Origin of the sequence: Pleionea mediterranea, assembly GCF_003148745.1 — a bacterium.
GTDB classification, from domain to species: Bacteria; Pseudomonadota; Gammaproteobacteria; order Enterobacterales; family Kangiellaceae; genus Pleionea; species Pleionea mediterranea.
In genome coordinates this window covers 25694-47250 of the sequence record NZ_QGGU01000008.1, presented here as the reverse complement: position 1 = coordinate 47250, position 21557 = coordinate 25694, and the positions used below count along the sequence as shown (strand labels likewise).

19 protein-coding genes are annotated in these 21557 nt (G+C 43.2%); all 19 read left to right on the top strand.

All coding sequences use genetic code 11. The features are described from left to right. Window positions 1-7: 7 nt before the first annotated feature. The 19 genes from flhA (at window position 8) to C8D97_RS11460 (ending at window position 21549) form a co-directional block, all read left to right on the top strand. Window positions 8-2098: a flagellar biosynthesis protein FlhA gene (flhA, locus tag C8D97_RS11550; protein ID WP_109763937.1), complete on the top strand. Its 2091-nt coding sequence runs from the start codon at window positions 8-10 to the stop codon at window positions 2096-2098. Window positions 2099-2152: 54 nt separating this feature from the next. Continuing rightward, window positions 2153-3637 (top strand): flagellar biosynthesis GTPase FlhF, encoded by a 1485-nt coding sequence (flhF, locus tag C8D97_RS11545; protein WP_109763936.1) that lies wholly within the window; start codon window positions 2153-2155, stop codon window positions 3635-3637. Between the two features lie 65 nt (window positions 3638-3702). Then, window positions 3703-4524, top strand: a complete 822-nt coding sequence (locus tag C8D97_RS11540; RefSeq protein WP_170115229.1) for a MinD/ParA family protein — start codon at window positions 3703-3705, stop codon at window positions 4522-4524. Window positions 4525-4573: 49 nt separating this feature from the next. Continuing rightward, window positions 4574-5272, top strand: a complete 699-nt coding sequence (locus tag C8D97_RS11535; RefSeq protein WP_109764119.1) for an RNA polymerase sigma factor FliA — start codon at window positions 4574-4576, stop codon at window positions 5270-5272. A gap of 104 nt (window positions 5273-5376) precedes the next feature. After that, window positions 5377-5754, top strand: coding sequence for a chemotaxis response regulator CheY (gene cheY / locus C8D97_RS11530; RefSeq protein ID WP_109763935.1), 378 nt, complete (start codon window positions 5377-5379; stop codon window positions 5752-5754). Between the two features lie 12 nt (window positions 5755-5766). Beyond that, window positions 5767-6510 carry a protein phosphatase CheZ gene (locus C8D97_RS11525; RefSeq protein ID WP_109763934.1) on the top strand — a complete coding sequence of 248 codons (744 nt, stop codon included), beginning with the start codon at window positions 5767-5769 and terminating at the stop codon, window positions 6508-6510. Window positions 6511-6522: 12 nt separating this feature from the next. Then, window positions 6523-8766, top strand: a complete 2244-nt coding sequence (locus C8D97_RS11520) for a chemotaxis protein CheA (RefSeq protein ID WP_109763933.1) — start codon at window positions 6523-6525, stop codon at window positions 8764-8766. 21 nt (window positions 8767-8787) lie between these two features. After that, a complete protein-coding gene (locus tag C8D97_RS11515) occupies window positions 8788-9825 on the top strand; it encodes a protein-glutamate methylesterase/protein-glutamine glutaminase (protein ID WP_109763932.1) in 1038 nt (345 codons plus the stop codon). A 2-nt stretch (window positions 9826-9827) separates the two neighbouring features. After that, window positions 9828-10571: a flagellar motor protein gene (locus tag C8D97_RS11510; protein ID WP_109763931.1), complete on the top strand. Its 744-nt coding sequence runs from the start codon at window positions 9828-9830 to the stop codon at window positions 10569-10571. 65 nt (window positions 10572-10636) lie between these two features. Continuing rightward, the gene (locus C8D97_RS11505; protein WP_109763930.1) at window positions 10637-11632 is read left to right on the top strand and encodes an OmpA family protein; all 996 of its coding nucleotides are present in this window, start codon (window positions 10637-10639) and stop codon (window positions 11630-11632) included. A gap of 60 nt (window positions 11633-11692) precedes the next feature. Beyond that, window positions 11693-12481 carry a ParA family protein gene (locus C8D97_RS11500; RefSeq protein ID WP_109763929.1) on the top strand — a complete coding sequence of 263 codons (789 nt, stop codon included), beginning with the start codon at window positions 11693-11695 and terminating at the stop codon, window positions 12479-12481. Window positions 12482-12486: 5 nt separating this feature from the next. Beyond that, on the top strand, window positions 12487-13512 hold the full coding sequence (locus C8D97_RS11495; protein WP_109763928.1) for a chemotaxis protein CheW: 1026 nt from the start codon (window positions 12487-12489) through the stop codon (window positions 13510-13512). Window positions 13513-13679: 167 nt separating this feature from the next. Next, window positions 13680-14177, top strand: a complete 498-nt coding sequence (locus C8D97_RS11490; protein WP_109763927.1) for a chemotaxis protein CheW — start codon at window positions 13680-13682, stop codon at window positions 14175-14177. A gap of 26 nt (window positions 14178-14203) precedes the next feature. Beyond that, the gene (locus C8D97_RS11485) at window positions 14204-14590 is read left to right on the top strand and encodes a DUF2802 domain-containing protein (protein ID WP_109763926.1); all 387 of its coding nucleotides are present in this window, start codon (window positions 14204-14206) and stop codon (window positions 14588-14590) included. Window positions 14591-14671: 81 nt separating this feature from the next. Continuing rightward, window positions 14672-15697 carry an aspartate-semialdehyde dehydrogenase gene (locus tag C8D97_RS11480; protein WP_245411440.1) on the top strand — a complete coding sequence of 342 codons (1026 nt, stop codon included), beginning with the start codon at window positions 14672-14674 and terminating at the stop codon, window positions 15695-15697. Window positions 15698-15990: 293 nt separating this feature from the next. Continuing rightward, on the top strand, window positions 15991-18531 hold the full coding sequence (locus C8D97_RS11475) for a motility hub landmark protein FimV (RefSeq protein WP_109763924.1): 2541 nt from the start codon (window positions 15991-15993) through the stop codon (window positions 18529-18531). A 33-nt stretch (window positions 18532-18564) separates the two neighbouring features. Next, entirely contained in the window at window positions 18565-19347 is a 783-nt protein-coding gene (truA, locus tag C8D97_RS11470) for a tRNA pseudouridine(38-40) synthase TruA (protein ID WP_109763923.1), read from the top strand. 94 nt (window positions 19348-19441) lie between these two features. Beyond that, complete coding sequence (gene accD, locus C8D97_RS11465) at window positions 19442-20326, top strand: acetyl-CoA carboxylase, carboxyltransferase subunit beta (RefSeq protein ID WP_109763922.1); 885 nt, start codon at window positions 19442-19444, stop codon at window positions 20324-20326. Between the two features lie 2 nt (window positions 20327-20328). Then, entirely contained in the window at window positions 20329-21549 is a 1221-nt protein-coding gene (locus C8D97_RS11460) for a bifunctional folylpolyglutamate synthase/dihydrofolate synthase (protein ID WP_170115227.1), read from the top strand. Window positions 21550-21557 lie beyond the last annotated feature (8 nt).

Sequence of the window (21557 nt, the reverse complement as noted above, 5' to 3'; positions counted from 1 at the left end):
AGCTGATGTGGCAGAATTAACCCAAAATAAATTGCGAGCATTAACGCCCAAAGGTGCCGGTACACCAATCTTGGTACTGATGATTTTGGCAATGATGACATTGCCATTGCCAACAATAATGCTGGATTTGTTTTTCACCTTTAATATCACTCTGGCATTAGTGGTAGTACTGGCAACGGTTTACACATTGCGTCCTTTAGAGTTCGCCGCATTTCCAACGGTATTACTGGTGACTACATTATTAAGACTGGCGCTTAACGTTGCTTCTACTCGTGTTGTTTTATTAAACGGCCATACCGGGCCAGGTGCTGCTGGTAGCGTTATTGAATCCTTTGGGGCTGTGGTAGTAGGCGGAAATTACGCCGTTGGCCTTGTGGTGTTTGCTATTCTGGTCATTATTAACTTTGTGGTTGTCACCAAAGGTGCCGGACGAATTTCCGAGGTTAGTGCCCGATTTACATTAGATGCCATGCCCGGTAAACAGATGGCAATTGATGCTGATTTAAACGCAGGCTTATTAACTCAGGAAGAGGCTCGTGATAGACGTGAAGAAGTATCAAAAGAAGCCGACTTTTATGGTGCAATGGACGGTGCATCAAAGTTTGTTCGTGGTGATGCTGTTGCCGGCTTATTAATTTTATTTATTAATATTCTTGGTGGTGTTGCCATCGGTATGAGTCAGCACGGACTGGATTTTGGTACCGCTATGCAGTTTTACGCGTTGCTGACCATTGGTGATGGTCTGGTTGCTCAAATACCTTCGCTGCTTCTTTCAACTTCGGCTGCGATTATGGTGACTCGTCAAAACAGTTCCAACGATATGAGTACTCAGGTTATCGGTGAACTGTTTACCAAGTCAAAAGCGTTATGGATCGCAGCAGCCATTCTTGGCGTTATGGGGATTATCCCGGGCATGCCCCATTTTGCATTTTTATTGTTAGCGATAATCGCGGCGGGTGTGGCTTATAATATTGATCAAAAGAAAAAGCGTATTGCCGATGAAGAAGCGCAACAAAAAATTGAAGAAAAACAGGTACCATCAAGCGAACCCGAGTTGAAAGAATTGAGTTGGGACGATGTGCCACCGGTTGATCCTATTGGGCTGGAAGTGGGTTATCGTTTAATACCGCTGGTTGATCAAGCTCAAGATGGCAAATTAATGGGGCGGGTGAAAGGTGTTCGTAAAAAACTGTCTCAGGAGCTAGGTTTTTTAATTCCGCCGGTACATATTCGAGACAATCTTGAACTGTCTCCTAATGCTTATCGCATTACTCTAATGGGCGTTGCCGTTGGCGAAGCCGAAGTGCATCCTGATCGTGAAATGGCTATTAATCCCGGCCAGGTGTTTGGAGAAGTACAGGGAATTAAAACGAAAGATCCGGCATTTGGATTAGACGCTGTCTGGATTGAAACCAATCAAAAAGAGCAGGCGCAATCGATGGGCTATACGGTTGTTGATTGCAGTACGGTTGTTGCAACCCATTTAAGTCAGTTGGTGCAAAGTCATGCCAGCGAATTATTAGGGCATGAAGAAGTTGAGCATTTATTGAAAAAGCTGTCCAAGTCGGCACCCAAACTGGTGGAAAATCTGGTACCCGATTCACTGCCTCTGGGCGTTGTCGTCAAAGTACTGCAAAACTTGTTGCTTGAGCAGGTACCTATCCGTGATATGAGAACGATCGCCGAAACTTTGGCGGAGTATAGTGTGCGGAGTCAAGATCCCGCCGCTCTAACATCGGCGGTCAGAATTTCATTAAGTCGCTTAATTATACAGAATATCAATGGGTTAGAAGGGGAGCTTCCGGTTATTACGCTCGATCCAAATCTGGAACAGATATTGCACCAGTCATTACAGGCGAGTAATGATGAGAGCGTTAACATAGAGCCCGGCCTGGCAGAAAAGCTGCAACGATCACTGAAAGAAGCGGCTGAAAAACAGGAGGCCGCAGGAAAAGCGGCAGTATTGTTAACCTCACCAGGCTTAAGAACCAGTTTGGCTCATTTTGCTCGATTTGGAATACCAGGACTGCATGTACTGAGTTTTCAGGAAATTCCGGATAACAAACAAATACGAGTGGTGGCAACGGTTGGGCAGTGACCCTTGTTAAACAGTAACGCTTAACGCCACTAAATAACTGAGATTAGAATAAGTATGAAAATACGTCGATTTTTTGCCAAAGATATGCGAACGGCTCTGAGCCAGGTGTCGGCCGAGCTGGGATCCGAAGCAGCCATTCTATCCAGTAACAAAGTCTCTGGTGGGGTTGAGGTGGTTGCCGCTACCGATTACGAAGAGGCGCTTGAGCACAGTCGACAGCCGCTTTCATCGACCCGTGGTTCGGCCAGCCAGACAACTGGACAGTCAACCGAACAATCCACTGGTGCTGCACAAAACCAATCAGCCCATAATCGATTGTCGAATAATTCATTGTCGCAAAATCCAATACATAATCAGACATCGGTTCATCAAGGTACGGCAGAGCAGCATGGGCTTAATCGTCAGAGTGACCTATATAACCCACTTCAAGATGATTCGTCAGCAGCTTCTACGCTGGCTAATGCAACCACTAATCACCTTAAACGCTTTCTAAATAAGCAGTCGGCTGGCGCTAAACAACGCGTAACGCCTGAGCCTTCTTATTCTGAATCTGAGCAAACTAATGTGAAGTCTATGCCTCAGGCACCAATACCTGAGCAACAACAATCATTTCCGAATATCGAGTGGTCTCAGGAGCCAACACTGGTTGCCATGCGCGAAGAACTCAACTTATTGCGTAATTTACTGGAAGAGCAGGTGTCTCAAATCGCCTGGGACAAACAGTCGCAGGCTTCACCGGTTAAAGTTGCATTAACTCGAGAATTTAAGCGAATGGGGTTAAACGAATCGATTTACAACGATATTTTTGCTCAGTGTGAAAATGAGCGTGATTACGAGTGCGCTTGGCAAAAAGCCCTGGCTTTATTATCAAAAAAGGTGATGGTGGGTGAAGATGAAATATTAACTCGCGGAGGTGTCGTGGCATTTGTTGGGCCAACGGGAGTCGGTAAAACAACGACTTTGGCAAAAATAGCCGCTAAGCAGGTTGTAAAGCATGGCGCAGACAGCGTTGCCATGATTACCACCGATAACTTTAGAATTGCAGCCCACGAGCAAATCCGCACTTTTGGTCGTATATTACAAGTGCCGGTTCGAATGGTGGACGATGAGCAATCATTGCGTGATGCACTTAATCATTTTGCCGATAAAAAGTTGGTATTAATTGATACCGCGGGAATGAGTCAACACGATGAACGAATGAATCAATTAATGCAGTGTCTGGCTCACGACAACATTAATATTCAACATTATCTGGTGTTGTCTGCCACGTCCCAGTCATCGGTATTAAAAGATGCCATTAAACTATTCTCGCCGTTACAACTGAGTGGCTGCATGATCACTAAGCTTGATGAAGCGGCCAGTCTCGGTGAAGTTATATCGACTATAATTGAACATCAACTGAATGTTATCTATACCACCGATGGCCAGCGAGTGCCCGAAGACATACGTGTTGCACGAGCGCACCATCTGGTTTCTAAAATGGTATGGTTGACGCGCAACCGACAACAAACTGAACAATTGGCCACAGGAACGCATTAGTGTTTGAACCGAATCAGAATCCGGATCCCAAAACTATGAATGACCAGGCAGCAGGATTAAGGTCAATGACAAGCTCAAAACCGGTAAAAGTAATCGCCGTGACCGGCGGTAAAGGTGGTGTTGGTAAAACTAATCTTTCGGTTAACCTTGGCGTTTATTTAAGCTCGCTTGGCCGAAATGTGATGTTACTGGATGCTGACTTAGGCCTCGCCAATGTTGATGTTATGCTAGGACTCAGGGTCGAGCGTAATCTAAAACATGTTTTAAACGGTGAGTGCGACTTAAGAGATATCGTGGTTACCGGGCCCTCTGGGTTAAAAATCATTCCTGCATCATCGGGCACCCAAAAAATGGCTGAACTTAGCCCGGCTGAACACGCGGGTATCATCAGAGCTTTCAGTGACCTGGGTCAAAATCTTGACTATCTAATCGTCGATACATCGGCTGGCATAACCGATAATGTGGTGTCTTTCACCCGTGCTTCGCAAGATATCTTAATGGTGGTGTGTGATGAGCCTACCTCTATAACCGATGCCTATGCTTTAATGAAAGTGCTTAATCGAGATCATCAGATTGAGCGTTTTCGTATTGTTGCGAATATGGTACGAAGTCCTCAGGAAGGTCGTGAAATATTTGCCAAGTTAACAAAGGTGACTGACAAATTTCTCGATGTAATGTTAGATTACGTAGGCAGTGTGCCATTTGACGAAAATGTTCGTAAAGCCATTAAAAAGCAAAAGCCGATTTTGGAGCTGTTTCCGCGGACGCCCGCATCGGTTGCGATAAAGTCGGTTGGTAAAAAAATTGAAACCTGGCCCATACCAATGAATGCAAGCGGTCATATAGAGTTTTTTATGGAGCGACTGGTTCACCAGGGAGCCTATTGACAAAACCAGCAGAGGATTACTTGTGTCTGGCATAGATACATACAAAAAAATGGGTGCTCAACAGGACGTGACGGTTCGTTATGCGCCTTTGGTTAAGCGTATTGCGCACCATTTAATGTCACGATTGCCATCAAGTGTGCAGGTAGAAGATATGATGCAGGCTGGCATGATTGGTCTGCTTGAAGCCTCTCGTAACTTTGATGCCACTAAAGGAGCCAGCTTTGAAACATTTGCTGGTATCCGTATTCGTGGTGCCATGATTGATGAAATACGCCGAGGTGACTGGGTGCCTCGTTCGGTTCATCGCAATACACGAAAAATAGCTGAAACCATCGCTAAAATTGAACAACAGACAGGGCGTGACGCTCGAGATACCGAGGTGGCTGAGGCGCTAGACGTTGAAGTGGAAGACTATCGGATCATGCTGATGGAGTCATCCACCGGTCATATGCTCGATTTTGAAGATCTCGGATTAACCGAAGACTATTTTAGTGAAGGTTTGTCCGATTCATCGCCGGGTAAAAATCCTTATGAAGGGTTACAGTCAGAAGATTTTAGAAACTGCCTTGCAACGGCCATTGGCGGCTTACCAGAGAGAGAACGACTGGTGCTGGCGTTATATTATGATGAAGAACTGAATTTAAAAGAAATCGGCGAGGTTATGGGAGTAAGTGAATCCCGTATCAGCCAAATAAACAGCCAGGCCATGATTCGTTTACAAAGTCGTTTAAGAGATTGGCGTAAATAGATAATTTTGACTAACTTTATCTATATCTGGCAGTAAGAATTTCCGCAATTAACGTAATAATATTAAAAGCCTGACACTAGGGGAGGTTTTTCTTGGACAAAGAAATGAAAATACTCATTGTTGATGATTTTTCAACCATGAGGCGTATTGTTAAGAATCTGCTAAGAGACCTTGGGTTTACCAATACTCAGGAAGCTGATGACGGACAAACCGCATTACCCATGTTACAGGCTGGAGACTTTGATTTTTTAGTAACAGATTGGAATATGCCGGGTATGCAAGGTATCGATCTGTTAAAAAACGTCCGTTCTGATCCTAATCTTAAAGATCTTCCTGTTTTAATGGTGACCGCTGAAGCCAAGCGTGAGCAAATAGTTGAAGCTGCTCAGGCAGGCGTTAATGGTTACATCGTTAAGCCATTTACCGCAGGCACTCTGAAAGAGAAAATCGACAAGATATTTGAAAGAATCGAAGGCAGCTAACGGAGCATCAGAATGGATACACAAGACAAACTGATGGCCGATGTTACGCTCGATCAGGCTCGCCATCTTATTAAATGCCTGGAATCTGGAAAAGTTGAAGAAGCGCGAGAAGCCATCGATGGCTTGTCTCAAATTCGGGAAGCCAGCCTATTCTGTGAAGTGGGAAAATTAACCCGACAACTGCATGAAGCCTTGTCGAATTTTCAGCTGGATAACAAGTTAACTGGCTTAGCTGCGCAAGATATTCCAGATGCTCAGGAAAGATTAAATTACGTTATAGAAACCACCGAAAATGCTGCCAATAAAACCATGGACTCGGTTGAGAAGTGTCTGCCCATATCGGAAAACATCAAGTCAACTGCTGACGAACTGCTTAATGACTGGGGAAAGTTATACCGACGCGAATTAAAACCCGGTGAGTTTCGAAAGCTGGCAGGGCGGGTCGAAACATTTTTAACTTCGGTGTCATCAGATTCAAGTCAACTTAATGGCTTGTTGACCGAAGTTATGGTGGCACAAGATTATCAGGATTTAACCGGACAGGTTATTCGACGAGTTATAACTCTTGTGCAAGATGTTGAAGAAAATCTGGTACATCTGATTAAAATGTTTGGTAGTACCGAAGAATATCAAAAGGCTCAAAAGCAGGACGTCAAGCATGAAGGTGCCGAAGGTCCGGTTATTGATAAAACTAGAGAAGATGTTCTGACCAGTCAGGATGACGTTGATGATCTTCTTTCCAGCTTAGGTTTTTAGGGGAGCTGTTGAATGTCAATCGACGCTGATGAAGAAATACTTCAAGACTTTTTAATTGAAGCCAGTGAAATTCTAGAAACTTTGTCCGAGCAGTTGGTCGAACTTGAGAATAACCCTGAAGATAAAGAATTGTTGAATGCTATCTTTCGTGGTTTTCATACGGTAAAAGGCGGAGCAGGATTTCTAAATCTGACCGCAATGGTTGAAGTTTGCCACATCACAGAAAATATTTTTGATGTATTAAGAAACGGTGGTCGTTCAGCTGATTCAGAACTGATGGACACTGTGTTACAAGCGCTCGATTTTGTTAATGCGATGTTCGATGAGGTGAAAGCTGGGGAAGAGCCGACACCCGCCCCCAGTGAGTTACTGCAATTATTAGAACAATTTGCTAAGCCCGATGATGGTTCTGCATCCAGTGAAACTGCAGAGGTTGCTGAACAACAAACTCCAGAACCTGAGCAAGATATGGATGCAATTTTTGAAGCAAACCGTGTTGAACAACCCTCAGGTTCCGCCAATGATGAAATAACCGATGATGAGTTTGAAGCTTTACTCGATCAAATTCATGGTTCTGGTGGATCCGATCCAACCGCTACAGGCTCCGCAGACAAACCTGATAATAAACCCGCTGCTTCGGCTGATGAAATAACCGACGACGAATTTGAGGCATTACTGGATGAGCTTCATGGCAAAGGCGTTTCGGCTGAAAACAGTAACCTTGAAAATAAAAGCGTTGAAAAAGAATCCGTAAATAAAGACACATCGGCCAGTAAAAACGCAACAAATTCTTCCTCCAGCCAATCAGATAGTGATGCCATCACCGATGATGAATTTGAAGCCTTACTCGATCAATTGCATGGGTCTGGCAAAAGTCCGGCAGCCTCAGCAAATAATCAAGCTGCCAGTAAAGATTCTAAGCCTGCAGAAAAGAAGCCTGCGTCTGTCAAGAAGGTAGAGCCTGTTAAAAAGCCGGAACCTGCCAAACCCGCTGCGAAAAAAGCAGAGCCATCAAAGCCTGCTGCACAAAATGAAAAACAATCGGCCGTGCCTGCACCTGCTGCACCCAAACCATCCGTTACCACTGAATCTACAGTGCGCGTCGATACCGCACGGCTTGACGATATTATGAATATGGTTGGAGAACTGGTATTAGCAAGAAACCGGCTTAATATGCTGGGACAGAATCATCAGGACGAAGAGCTGAATAAAGCCGTTGCAACACTTGATGTGGTCACCTCAGATCTGCAAGGCGCGGTTATGAAAACCCGAATGCAACCGATTAAAAAAGTATTCGGTCGGTTCCCGCGTGTGGTGCGTGATTTAGCACGAAGCCTTAAAAAAGAAATTTCACTTCAACTGGTGGGTGAAGATACCGACCTGGATAAAAACCTGGTGGAAGCCTTGGCCGATCCTCTGGTTCATCTGGTCAGAAACTCGGTGGATCATGGCGTTGAAAGTCCGGAAGAACGGGTCAGCAATGGTAAACCAAGAACAGGACAGGTTGTTTTATCGGCTGCGCAAGAAGGTGATCATATTTTACTGTCAATAGAAGATGATGGTAAGGGTATGGATCCTAATGCATTGCGTCAAAAAGCCGTCGATAAAGGGTTAATGGATTCGGATCAGGCCGATCGACTGGATGACACCGAATGCTTTAATTTAATTTTTATGGCGGGCTTTTCCACCAAAGACGAAATTTCTGATGTGTCGGGTCGTGGCGTCGGCATGGACGTTGTTAAAACCAAAATAACTCAGTTAAATGGTAGTTTAACCATCGATTCTCAACTGGGTAAAGGCACCAAAATATTAATCAAAGTGCCACTGACACTAGCGATATTACCAACATTAATGGTGACTGTAGGCAAACAAGTGTTTGCGTTACCGCTAGCCAGTGTGAACGAAATTTTCCATTTGGATTTATCACGCACCAATGTTGTTGACGGACAAGAAACCGTGATTGTCCGCGATAAAGCATTGCCCCTGTTTTATGTTGATCGCTGGTTACTGCCTCCTGGTCAGGCGACCAATGAAAAATCTGAAGAAGGGCATGTGGTGATAGTACAAGTAGGCACCCAGAAAATTGGTTTTGTGGTTGATGCGTTAATTGGACAAGAAGAGGTTGTTATAAAGCCATTGGGCAAATCGTTGCAAGGAACACCCGGAATGGCAGGCGCTACCATAACCAGTGATGGTGGCATTGCGTTAATTCTGGATGTGCCCAGCCTTCTAAAGTTTTACGCAAAGCGCTCATAATGCTGTTGTCAGGAGCCAAGTGTGACCATTAGAGTTCTGGTTGTTGATGATTCAAACTTTTTTTGTCGACGTGTCGCGCAAATACTTAGTTCTGATCCTCAAATTAAAGTAATCGGGGTTGCTAATAACGGTCAGGAAGCCATTCAAAAAGTACAGCAGTTAAAACCCGATGTGATTACTCTAGATGTGGAAATGCCAGTAATGGATGGCATTACCGCATTAAAGCAAATCATGCAGTTGCAACCCACCAAAGCTTTAATGCTATCGTCATTGACCTATGAAGGCGCTAAATTAACGTTAGATGCGTTGGATGCCGGTGCCGCTGACTTTATGTTGAAAAGTTACGAAGGGATTTCGCAAAGCAGTGGTCAGCTAGCCAATTTACTTCGTGAAAAAGTGAAAGAAATTGGCTTAAAAGGAAAAGTTGTTGCAACAAAAACAGCAACCACCCCTGTCCAGCAACCGTCAGCACCTGTCAGCAATTCACGTGGTCAATTTAAATTATTAGCCATTGGCGCCTCAACTGGTGGTCCTGTGGCTATTCAAAAATTTCTTACGTCATTACCGGCTAACTTTTCATTACCGATCACCATTACTCAACATATGCCAGGAACCTTTACCGGGGCTTTTGCTCAACGTATGAATAGTTTGTCAAAATTAGATGTCATGGAAGCTGAAAATGGTGTTTTGCTAAAACCGGGCAAAGTTTATATTGCACCCGGTGGTAAACAAATGTTGATCGAAGGAACTTCAGGTCATCCCAAAATTCGTATTAAAGATACCGATGCAAGATTACAATACGCACCTTGTGTTGATTTAACCTATGGATCTGCCGCTAAAGTGTTTGGTCGACAAGTGCTTGCAATTGTATTGACCGGTATGGGCGCCGATGGACGAGAAGGCGCTCGTATATTAAAACAATCCGGTGCGAAAGTATGGACACAAGATGAAGCCAGTTGTGTAGTGTATGGGATGCCCATGTCGGTAGCAAAAGCGGGCTTTTCAGATAATGAATTTTCCGCAGATAATCTCGCTTCACAAGTTTTACAAGTGGTTTAACAATGGATAGCTTAACGTTTGTCGGTCTGTTATTTGCTTTTCTGGCAATTTTTGGCGGCCAAATTCTTGAAGGTGGTAGCATAGAATCGCTGTTAAACTTTCCCGCTTTTGTCATTGTAATCGGTGGAACCTTTGGTGCGGCCTTAATTCAGACAAATTTAAAGGTATTAATACGGGCATTTAAAATGATCCGTTGGTGTTTTATTTCACCAATTGTCGATCCGGAACGCGGTATTAAAAAATTAGTAAACTGGAGTTTACGAGCTCGTAAAGCTGGATTACTGGGTTTGGAAGATTATATCGATCAGGAAAAAAACCATTTTGAACAAAAAGGGTTAACTTTATTGGTTGATGGTGGTGAGCCAGAAAAAATCAGAGATACATTACTGGTTGATTTAGAAGTTGGTGAGCGCGAATCAATAAAATCCGTTAAATTTTTTGAAGCACTCGGCGGTTATGCGCCGACAATGGGAATAGTTGGTGCGGTATTGGGATTGATTCAGGTTATGGGCAATTTATCGGATCCATCGCAACTTGGCAGTGGGATCGCTACTGCTTTTGTCGCCACTATTTATGGTGTTGGTTCCGCTAATTTATTGTTTTTACCCATAGCCAATAAATTAACCAGTATTGTGTTATCGCAAAGCTTATATCGAGAAATGATCATAGAAGGTATCGCGCTGATCGCTGAAGGAGAAAACCCAAAAGTGATCGAAAGTCGTTTATTTAGCTTTGTGCCCCGCTAGGACTTCACAATTGTTTTCACTTTCGTCACTCAAGGTGACATAAAAGATATCATTCGGTACACCTTATGCTGAGAAAACAAACCGTTGAGAAAAGTGAAAAAGTGGATCGTTGGCTGGTTTCTTACGCCGACTTCATTACTCTTTTGTTTGCTTTTTTTGTGGTGATGTATTCAATTTCTCAAGTAAATGAAGGTAAATATAAAGTTTTATCCGAATCTCTGTTATCAGCATTCGACGCAACGCCGAAAAGTTTATTGCCGATCCAAGAGGGCGAAATATCACGGGTTCAACCGAACAGTGAGAAGTCTGATGATAGCCAAAACGGTTTTAGTGAAGACGTTATAAATGAAAATATCATTAACGAAGATAACTTTGCCAGTCAGCAAGCGTTTCAACAAATTGAACAGCAATTGCAACAGCAACTAGCGCCATTAATAGATAATGATTTAATTTCTATTTCATCTTCTGAGAGCTGGCTGGAAATAAACCTACGAAGTGCTTTGTTGTTTGAAAGCGGAAGCGACACATTAGCGTCTAATGCCAGAGTAGTCATTGAAACCATATCGGATACCTTACGACAGAATAATCAATTAATCAGTGTTCGCGGTCATACCGATAATGTGCCCATTAATACTTCTCGTTTTTCCTCCAACTGGTCTCTTTCAGCCTCTCGCTCAGTTGCAGTGGTACGTTTGTTGCAGTCTTTTAATATTAAGTCTCAGCGATTAAAAGTTGAAGCCCATGGTGAATATCAACCAATTGCTTCTAACGCTACGGCTGAAGGGCGAGCAAAAAACCGGCGTGTGACCATAGCTGTATCTCGTTATCTGTATCAGGAGAGCGAGACAACAACCTCTGAGCAAGTTAGAGAACAGTCACCAGAGCAAACAGCTGGGCAAAGTCCGGTACAAGAAACACCCGGTCAATCATCAGAAGCGGATGCCGAGCCAACCTATGAAATTGTCAGGCTTCCTGGTGGAGGCTTGTTGATTCGCGGCAAACAATTGCCAGATGAGACAAAAAACAATGATAAAAATGATGATGAACAAAATAATCAATAATATTGGTTTTATTCATCCAGTGATTACTAAATACGACGTTAAAATGATACAGGACGAGATTTGAGAGTCTGGACCATCGCTAATCAGAAAGGTGGGGTTGGCAAAACCACCACAACGGCAACGCTTGCTGGCTTGTTAGCAGAGCAGGGTGCCCGTGTGCTTTTGCTTGACTGTGATCCTCATGCTTCCCTGACCAGTTATTTTGATCATGATCCGGATGCATTAGAGCATTCATTATTTGATGTGTTTGATAGTGATTTCACTAATGCAAATGATCTGCCCAACAATTTAATATTACCCACAGCACATACCAATATTTCGTTGATGCCATCGTCCATTGCTCTGGCTACTCTGGACAGAAAGATAAGTCAGAAACCCGGTAAAGGTTTGGTGATTAAAAAACTTAAACAGGCATTCAAAGGCGAGTATGACTACATGTTAATCGACTGTCCTCCAGTGCTGGGCATTTTGTTGGTTAATGCTATGGCAGCCTGTGAACAATTGATTATACCTGTACAAACAGAATTTCTGGCGCTTAAAGGGCTTGAGCGAATGATGCAAACCATCAATATGGTGACCAAAGCACAAAAGCACAGTATGCAGTATCTGGTGGTACCAACAATGTTCGATCGCCGGACTAAAGCTTCCATAGCAACTTTACGCAATATGCGGGATGAGTTTGGCATGCATTTATGGCCTAAAGTTATTCCAATTGATACCAAGTTTCGCGATGCCAGTAAGGCGCATCAGTGCGCTAACTTTTTATACCCCGATTGCCGTGGCGTTTATGCATACCGTCAGCTGATAAAAACATTAAAGCAAGCTGAATCGGCTGAGCAGGTCGCGTAACTATCATGAAACCTCCGCACAAAAAATCAAAAGATGTTGAGTTACTCGAAGACTTTATTGGCAATATGCTAATGGAAGAAGAGTCTGAAGATGAGCCCAACAGTCAAGTTAAATCAATCTCTAAAAATAAAGACATACACACAACGCGCACCAAAACTGCTCCCAACGAAACCGTAAAGGAAGCGGAAACGGTAACGCCACAAATTATTACTTTGTCGGCAACTCAACAAGCTGAAACAGACTATGATGATCTGACCGATGAACATCATCAGCGATTATTACAAGTTCAAAATCTGCTATCGCGTATGCCAGGCGTACAACAAGCGCCAATTAAACAAGAACCTTTAATACAGACCCAAGAAACAACCAAGCAACAATCCGTTAGTGAGCCTTCGACCAAAACAGTACAGAAACATTTTATTGCAACAGAGCCTGCCGTACAGACTGAGCCATCAAAGCCTGAAACAGATTTAACTGCAAAGCAGGAAATGCAGCATGCTCAAACAGCTCAAGTTTCCGATGCAGATGTATTCAGTGACGATGTGACACGTGAAGTTACTCGTGCCAGAGAAATGCTAGGTGACAGTTTCCAGACATTAATTTTTGAGGTTGGCAAACTACCACTTGCTGTACCACTGGCGAAACTGGGTGGTATTCATGTGTATTCTGAGGAAGATATAACCCCCATATTTGGTACACCAGACTGGTTTAAAGGTCTTATTCCTGCTGAGCAGGGTAATATTATGTTGGTAGATACAGCGCAATTTATTATGCCGGAAAAATATCCCGCTATAAAAAATCAACTTGATTATAAGTACGCTATATTGCTTGACGATACGCGCTGGGCATTAGCGTGTACAGAAGTCAGGGAAGCCAAGCATTTGAGTCTTGATGATATTCGATGGTCACAAAAAAATTCGAAAAACGAATGGTTTGCTGGAATGGTGGTTGAGTTTATGTGCGCTCTGCTGGAAGTCGACTCTTTAATAAATCTACTCTATCAACGTGGGCAATCACAAAAAAGCAGTTGAAAAGCTTACTTTTATTAAAAAAGGTCTATTATTGATACATATAGCGCTTTCAATCATGGTGACTTAAATAGTTGGAATGATATTTGCCTTTATCATCCAATAGGTCTTTATTTGATAGCGTATGACTGAAAACGACAATAAATTGACACTCGTATGGCGGGAGAAATATGGGCAACGGGGACTTTAAAAAGAAATCTGCACAAAGCGATGATGAAATTCTGCAATGGGTAACCTTCCGTTTAGCCAGTGAAACTTATGGCGTTAACGTTATGCAGGTTCAAGAGGTATTAAGATATACCGAAATTGCCCCGGTACCCGGTGCTCCGCACTATGTTCTTGGTATCATAAATCTACGAGGTAATGTTGTAACGGTAATTGACACATGCCAACGGTTCGGTTTGCCACCCATTGATATTAAAGATTCGACACGCATAGTGATTATTGAAGCAAACCAGCAAGTGATTGGTATCTTGGTGGATGCCGTTGCCGAAGTGGTTTATCTTCGTGCGTCAGAAATTGAAATTGCACCTAATGTTGGTAATGAAGAAAGTGCCAAGTTTATTCAGGGTGTCACCCATAGAGATGGTGAGTTATTAATCTTGGTGGATCTTAATAAATTACTGGATGATGAAGAGTGGAAAGATCTTGATTATCTTGACTACTAACAAACCATATTGTTGGACAAGCATTAATGGTGTTTGACTGGACCCTACAACAAATTATTATTGCAGCGCTTGTTGTGTTTCAACTGGTGTGTCTGTTTTATATTGCCGGGTTAAAATCGAGCATCGGAAAGTTGCAACAAACCGTCAGCCGGTTATCGGAAGAGCAACAAGCCATGCTAAGTGGCAGTGTTGGGCTTGGACGAAAATTGTTTGAAGTAGCGACGAATTTAAATCATCTTGAGCAATCACAAGCGGATCTGCAACAGTCCACGCCCAATGATAAGGCCATAGAACAAGCGGCGAAAATGTTGCAAAAAGGCTTATCGGTAGAAGATGTCATAGACAGCTGCCAAATATCTCGTGGTGAAGCAGAACTGTTACGCGATATGATGTCTGCAAACGCCATTCATTAATTTTTATTATTTCCTTTCTTTCAGTGGGCTCGATAGAATGCCTGCATATTTACTATGACCATTAGAAATAGAGGAATACTCGTGTCACAAAAGAAATTTAATGTCGCTATTGTAGGCGCTACCGGAGCCGTAGGGCAGGTTATGCGTGAAATACTCGAACAGCGTAACTTTCCGGTGAATAATCTTTACCTCCTGGCCAGTGAACGTTCATCCGGTGAACAGTTAAGTTTTAATAATAAAAACATTACGGTAGAAAACCTGGCAGAATTTGATTTTTCAAAAGTAGATATCGGACTCTTCTCAGCAGGCGGTTCCATCAGCAAAGAATTTGCTCCAAAAGCAGCAGAAGCGGGATGTATCGTGATCGATAACACTTCAGAATTTCGCTATCAGGATGACATTCCCTTGGTTATCCCTGAGGTGAATCCACAAGCGGTTGCCGAATATAAAACTAAAGGCATCATCGCTAACCCAAATTGTTCAACCATTCAGATGCTGGTTGCATTGAAGCCCATTTACGACGCTGTCGGGATAGAGCGAATTAACGTCGCAACTTATCAGGCGGTATCAGGTTCAGGAAAAGAGGCGGTTGACGAGTTGGCACGACAAACCGCTGAGCTGATGAACGGAAAAGAAGTAACGGTAAAGACCTATCCCTGGCAGATCGCCTTTAATGTACTACCCCAAATTGATGCGTTTCAGGATAATGGTTACACCCGTGAAGAGATGAAAATGGTTTGGGAAACGCAAAAGATCATGTCGGATAAGACCATAAAAGTTAATCCCACTGCCGTTAGAGTACCGGTGTTTTATGGCCATTCAGAAGCAGTCCATATAGAAACGTCTCAACCAATAGCTTCAGCGGATGCTCGAAAGCTACTTAGTGAATCTTCGGGCATAACCGTACTGGATAACCCTGAAAACAGTGAGTACGCCATGCCGGCGCTTCAAGGTGCAGGAAAAGACACTGTCTGGGTTAGCCGTATTCGAAATGATATCAGCCATGCTAACGGCTTAAATTTATGGGTTGTTTCGGATAATGTGCGCAAGGGTGCAGCGTTGAATAGTGTACAAATTGCCGAGCTGTTAGTTGAGAAATACTTGTAACCTATTGAAATATAACTTATTTCAGGTGTTTTTTAAGCAACTCCTTGAATGATTTGTCGTAACAGCTTGTTTTTATTGACTCTTGCCGCGTTTTGCTTGCGGTTATTGCGAGGCGCTATATTTTTGAGACTTAAGTCAAAAAAAGCGCGGCAGAGGAAAAAATTATTCCAAAAAATCCAATGTATTTGCTATAGTTACTGCGATATTATAAAGAATAATCTTAAGAGAATACTCTAACTCGTTAACGTATCAACAGGTTTCTATTGAGAGCCAGTAACTAAAGGGAACTTTATATGTTTCGCAAACTTAGCCTGGTTTTGGTTTCTGTCCTAGTCGCATTTTCGTTGGGTGTACATGCGCTTGGGTTGGGTGAAATAAAACTAAAATCTGGATTAAACCAACCCCTGAAGGCGGAAATTGAACTATTTTCACCGGAAGGTATGTCTGAATTTGAAGTTGCTGCTTCTTTGGCCAGTATGGCTGAGTTTGAGAAAGCTGGCATCGATTACTTTGGCTACTTAAAAAACATACGTTTCAAAACTGTTAAACACAGTGAAGAAGTGCTGGTGATAGAACTTTCAACGAGAGAGCCTATCAAAGAGCCATTTCTTAACTTTTTGGTTGAGTTAAACTGGCCAAAAGGGCGTATGTTACGAGAATATACAGTATTACTTGATCCTCCTGTGTTCTCAAACAGTTCCTCATCAACGGTTACTCAGGCTGAAACTGCTAAACCTCGCCAAGCGCAGACTGCCCCCCAAACGGTTCAACAAACACGCCAGCCCGCAGTTACACGTCAACCAAGCAATACTTCTGAAACAGTTTTTAGCGATAGTTCATACGGACCTGTCGGTAATGCAGAAACCTTGTGGAGCATTGCCGGTAAAGTTAGACCTTCAAATGCAACCATTCATCAAACATTGGTTGCTTTGTTTCGTGCCAACCCTGACGCTTTTGTGAATCAAAATATTAACCTTTTAAAAAAAGGTGCCGTTTTAGAGATTCCTGACGCAAGTCAAATCGCATCAACCCCACATCGTGCAGCACTAAAAGATATGGTTGCTCGTTTAAGGGGGGATAATACTTCAGATTCCGTACTCGATACTTCAGGACAACAGGCAAGCAATCAATCAGCTCGTCGCAGTGGTGACCGTTTAAAGTTAGCAACACCAGATTCAGGAACAGGTGATGCTTCAGGTACCGGTTCTAATTTAGATGGCCAACAGGTGAATCGTCTTAAAAGCCAGCTAGCCGAAACAAAAGAAGCAGCAGCAACCCTTGAAGCCGAAAATGAAGAACTGCGACGAAAACTGCAAAGCGCTTTAAGTCAAATAGAGCAAAGTGGTGATAATGCGCTTGATATTTCATCTACCGAAGGTGCGGCGCTAGCGAATCAAGATTCTGTATTTAAAAACACCGACGATAGCGACACTCAACAATCTCTTGATGATGAAAGCACCGGTACCGATGATGCTTCTATTGAAGACGAGGGTATGGCAGCAGGCAACACACAACAGTCTTCTGATGATTCAAGCGACATGGGTACTGAACAATCAGGTTTAGACAGTAGCAATACTGATAGTAATGATGCAATGACGGATCAGGAGACAGCATCCGATAGTTCTCCTACTAAGAAAACCACGCCACCATCAAGTTTAAGTACACCTCCAAGTTCAAGCTCAATATTAGACGATCCCCTTTATCTCTACGGTGGAATTGCTTTGATCGTCGTCTTATTGGGCGCTTTTGCTGTTTTCTGGAAAATGCGTCAGCGCATGTCTGATGAAGAGTATCAGGACGATCTGGTTGTTTCAGCAGGTGGCTCCAGTTTTGATACCGAAGAAAGTATGGATATGCCAGATGGTGATGACCTACTGAGTGATTTCGATTCTGATGATGTATTTGAAGGTGACGAGTCCACTGCCGAAGCGGATCCATTAGGTGAAGCGGATATCTACATCGCTTATGGAAAATACGATCAGGCCGAAAAGTTACTCAAAGATGCCATTGATAGTCATCCTGAACGAACAGACTTAAAAGTAAAATTGCTGGAATGTTTTGCAGAAGCAAAAGATAAAGACAGTTTTGAAGCCACAGAAAATGAGTTTAATAACAGTTTTGACAATGATTCAGCGCGTCAAGTTAGCGAAATCAAATCACAAGCCTGGCCGGGTGAATCGACCGTAGATGATGAGTTTGAATTGCCATCAACAGAAGAAATCTTTGGTGATAGTGATACGTCTTCATCTAAAGATGATTTTGACGATGACTTTTCGCTGGACGATCTGGATACAGAAAGTGATGTGTCTCTTGATGACACCGATGAACAACCTTCTATTTCAGGTGAAGAAGAGAGCTTTGATACTGACGAATTAGATTTTGATATTGAAGATCAGGCGTCAGATGATGACAAAGCTGATGCTGGTTCTGACGACGCATTCTCGTTAGATGAAGATCTACTCGATCTTGAGTCGGAAAAAGACTCAGCTTCCGATGATGACTTCTCTCTGGATATGGATGACGACACAACAAAACAAGCTGGTTCAGACGATGACTCTTTCAGTTTGGACAGTGACTCTGACGATGATGCCATTGATTTATCCGATGATATTGATATGGATCTCGACAGCGATGACTTTAATCTTGATGAAGACGACTCAATGGACGATGAGTTAATGGATGGCACTGATGAAGCTTCCACTAAACTTGATTTAGCACGCGCCTATATTGATATGGGTGATGCCGAAGGCGCTAAAGAAATCCTGAATGAAGTTGTTGAAGAGGGTGGTGAAGCGCATAAGTCTGAGGCGCTCAGCCTGCTTGAAAAACTTTAACTTCCACTAACAGCGGTACCAAGATATTTACCCATGATCGTAGCCGTCGGTGTTGAATACCTTGGTACCCGTTATTGCGGTTGGCAAAAACAACTGCACTCTCCGTCTGTTCAATCTTGCGTAGAACAGGCGCTTTCCAAAGTTGCCAATCATCCAGTTACCGTGTTTTGCGCTGGCCGTACCGATACCGGGGTTCATGCCTTAGGGCAAGTTATACATTTTGAAACAGAATCAAAGCGGCCAGAAAAAGCCTGGATACTCGGTGGCAATGCCCACTTGCCAGACGATATATCGATCAACTGGGCTAGGCCCATGCCGGATAATTTCCATGCCAGGTTTTCCGCACAGTCCCGGCGTTACCATTATATTATTTTAAATCGTCGGCCACGGCCGGCTGTATTAACGGGCCAGGTGACCTGGATCCGTGATCCGCTGGATGAAAAGGCTATGCATACTGCTGCACAGTCGTTAGTGGGAGAGCAGGATTTTTCCAGTTTTCAAGCCGCAAGCTGTCAGTCTCCCACAGCATTTAGAAATATTTTTCATATTAATGTCATACGGCGCAACGATTTCGTTTTAATTGATGTTACAGCGAATGCTTTCTTGCACCATATGGTGAGAAACATCGCAGGAACTTTGATCGATGTTGGTCGTGGAATACACAGTGTTGATTGGGTTAAGCAATTGTTAGAGAAAAAGGATCGAACAAAAGCGTCGCCAACGGCAAGTCCATCGGGCTTGTATTTTTTACAAGCAAATTATAGCCGGCAATTAAATTTACCCACACCAGACTCTTCGTTTGGTCCCTTCGACTGATACGACCAGATTATGACAAAATCTGCTTCTATCTGTCTTAAGGCGTGGTAAAATTCGCCGCAACTCCAATATTCAACACTCGATAGAGGAAAATATGAGCTGGTTAGAAAGACTGCTTCCTAAAAGAAACACTTCGGTCGATAGCCGTAAAAAGTCAATACCAGAAGGTGTATGGTCTAAATGCACAAAATGCGCTGCCGTACTCTATCGTTCAGAACTCGAGAGAAACCTTGAAGTCTGTCCAAAGTGCGGCAACCATATGCGTATTACTGCAAGGCGCCGGTTAGAAAAGTTTCTAGATCCGGAAAACCAGCAAGAAATCGCAAATGATTTAAAGCCTATTGATGCACTTAAGTTTAAAGATTCAAAAAAATACAAAGATCGTATGTCAGCGGCTCAAAAACAAACCGGTGAAAACGACGCATTAATTGTTATTGCTGGAGATTTATTAGAAATTCCAGTGGTTTGTGCGGCTTTTGAATTCAGTTTTATGGGTGGCTCTATGGCCTCAGTGGTCGGTGAAAAGTTTGTACGTGGTGCAAATTATGCCATTGAAAACAACTGCCCATTTATATGCTTTTCTACCAGTGGTGGAGCGCGGATGCAGGAAGCTCTCTTGTCATTATTTCAAATGGCTAAAACCAGTGCTGCCTTGGCAAGAATGTCCGAAAAGGGTATTCCTTTTATTTCGGTATTAACCGATCCAACCATGGGTGGTGTATCTGCCAGTTTAGCCATGCTTGGTGATGTTAATGTTGCTGAGCCAAATGCTTTAATTGGTTTTGCCGGCCCTCGAGTTATTGAACAGACCGTTCGTGAAAAATTACCCGAAGGTTTTCAACGCAGTGAATTTTTACTGGAAAAAGGTGCGATAGATATGATTGTTGATCGCCGAGAATTGCGAACACGTCTCGCTTCAATTTTATCGAAATTAACCCACAAAAAAGAACCATTGCGTCAAGTTTCTGAAGAGTCCTGATTTTGCGACAGCTCTCACAGTGGCTGGAACATATTGAGTCACTGCATCCTTCACACATTGAGTTAGGGCTCGATCGTGTGAAGGCTGTTGCTGAAAAACTCGACTTACTGCAATTTTCCAGTCCAGTCATTACGGTTGCTGGAACCAATGGCAAAGGCTCAACCATCGCAGTACTGGAAGCTTTACTGGCAGAAAAGGGCTTGTCTTCCGCTGTTTATACTTCCCCCCATCTTCTTCGTTTTAATGAGCGATTGCGGATAAAACAGTCCGAACTTAGTGATGAGTGCTGGTGCGAAGCTTTTGCCGCTATTGAAAAGGGTAAAGGGGATATTGGGCTGACCTATTTTGAGTTTACAACACTTGCTGCTTTTTACCTGATCAAACAACACTCCTGTGATTACGTACTACTCGAAATAGGTTTGGGTGGTCGTCTGGATGCGGTCAATATAATAGACAATCAGTGTTCAATTATTACCAGCATCCACTACGATCACGAGGACTGGCTTGGCCACGATTTAGAGTCCATTGCTTCAGAAAAAGCTGGTGTGATTCGAGCCAATACTCCGGTGATCGCAGGGGACAATCAAGTAAAGCAACTCATTAGTCCTTATACAGATACAAACAGCTGTTACGCAGCAGATAATATTGATGAGATTATTCCCGACTACTCGTTAACTATGGAGTTGCCGTTTCTTGGCAAACTGCATCCTAACAGCTTACGCAGTGCCGTTTTGGCTGCTGACCAGTTCAATTTATCGTTTAGTGAAGAAGAGCTTAAACGAGCTTTCTCAAATGTGGATATAAAAGGGCGCTGGCAAAAAGTATACGACTCGCCCAGCGTCTGGCTCGATGTTGCTCATAACCCACAGGCAATTGAAAACTTAATTGGTAAGTTGTCTCAACACCCAGAAATAACCGAGTGGGTTGCCATATGTGGCATGTTGAAAGATAAAAAAGCTTTGTTGGCACTTTCTGTGCTACAACCTCATATTAAACAGTGGCTATTGGTGCCAACAACCGGGCCACGTGGGTTGTCATCGGCCGAGTTAAAGCAAAAACTGCCTTTTTGTGATGAACAGAATAGTCAAATCTTTAACAGTGAAAAAGCGGCTATAGACAATGCCATTTCTCATTTGCCAAAAAATGTAGGCATTATTGGCTTTGGGTCTTTTCTTGTGGTGGCTAACATGGTTGAATACTTTCAACAGAAAACGGTTGGTTAATATACGAT

What these genes read in the sequence shown, in the direction of transcription:
- flhF (WP_109763936.1), top strand. Translation starts at nt 2,153, where the DNA reads ATGAAAATACGTCGATTTTTTGCCAAAGATATGCGAACGGCTCTGAGC.
- C8D97_RS11540 (WP_170115229.1), top strand. Translation starts at nt 3,703, where the DNA reads ATGACAAGCTCAAAACCGGTAAAAGTAATCGCCGTGACCGGCGGTAAA.
- C8D97_RS11535 (WP_109764119.1), top strand. Translation starts at nt 4,574, where the DNA reads ATGGGTGCTCAACAGGACGTGACGGTTCGTTATGCGCCTTTGGTTAAG.
- cheY (WP_109763935.1), top strand. Translation starts at nt 5,377, where the DNA reads ATGAAAATACTCATTGTTGATGATTTTTCAACCATGAGGCGTATTGTT.
- C8D97_RS11525 (WP_109763934.1), top strand. Translation starts at nt 5,767, where the DNA reads ATGGATACACAAGACAAACTGATGGCCGATGTTACGCTCGATCAGGCT.
- C8D97_RS11520 (WP_109763933.1), top strand. Translation starts at nt 6,523, where the DNA reads ATGTCAATCGACGCTGATGAAGAAATACTTCAAGACTTTTTAATTGAA.
- C8D97_RS11510 (WP_109763931.1), top strand. Translation starts at nt 9,828, where the DNA reads ATGGATAGCTTAACGTTTGTCGGTCTGTTATTTGCTTTTCTGGCAATT.
- C8D97_RS11505 (WP_109763930.1), top strand. Translation starts at nt 10,637, where the DNA reads ATGCTGAGAAAACAAACCGTTGAGAAAAGTGAAAAAGTGGATCGTTGG.
- C8D97_RS11495 (WP_109763928.1), top strand. Translation starts at nt 12,487, where the DNA reads ATGAAACCTCCGCACAAAAAATCAAAAGATGTTGAGTTACTCGAAGAC.
- C8D97_RS11490 (WP_109763927.1), top strand. Translation starts at nt 13,680, where the DNA reads ATGGGCAACGGGGACTTTAAAAAGAAATCTGCACAAAGCGATGATGAA.
- C8D97_RS11485 (WP_109763926.1), top strand. Translation starts at nt 14,204, where the DNA reads ATGGTGTTTGACTGGACCCTACAACAAATTATTATTGCAGCGCTTGTT.
- C8D97_RS11475 (WP_109763924.1), top strand. Translation starts at nt 15,991, where the DNA reads ATGTTTCGCAAACTTAGCCTGGTTTTGGTTTCTGTCCTAGTCGCATTT.
- truA (WP_109763923.1), top strand. Translation starts at nt 18,565, where the DNA reads ATGATCGTAGCCGTCGGTGTTGAATACCTTGGTACCCGTTATTGCGGT.
- accD (WP_109763922.1), top strand. Translation starts at nt 19,442, where the DNA reads ATGAGCTGGTTAGAAAGACTGCTTCCTAAAAGAAACACTTCGGTCGAT.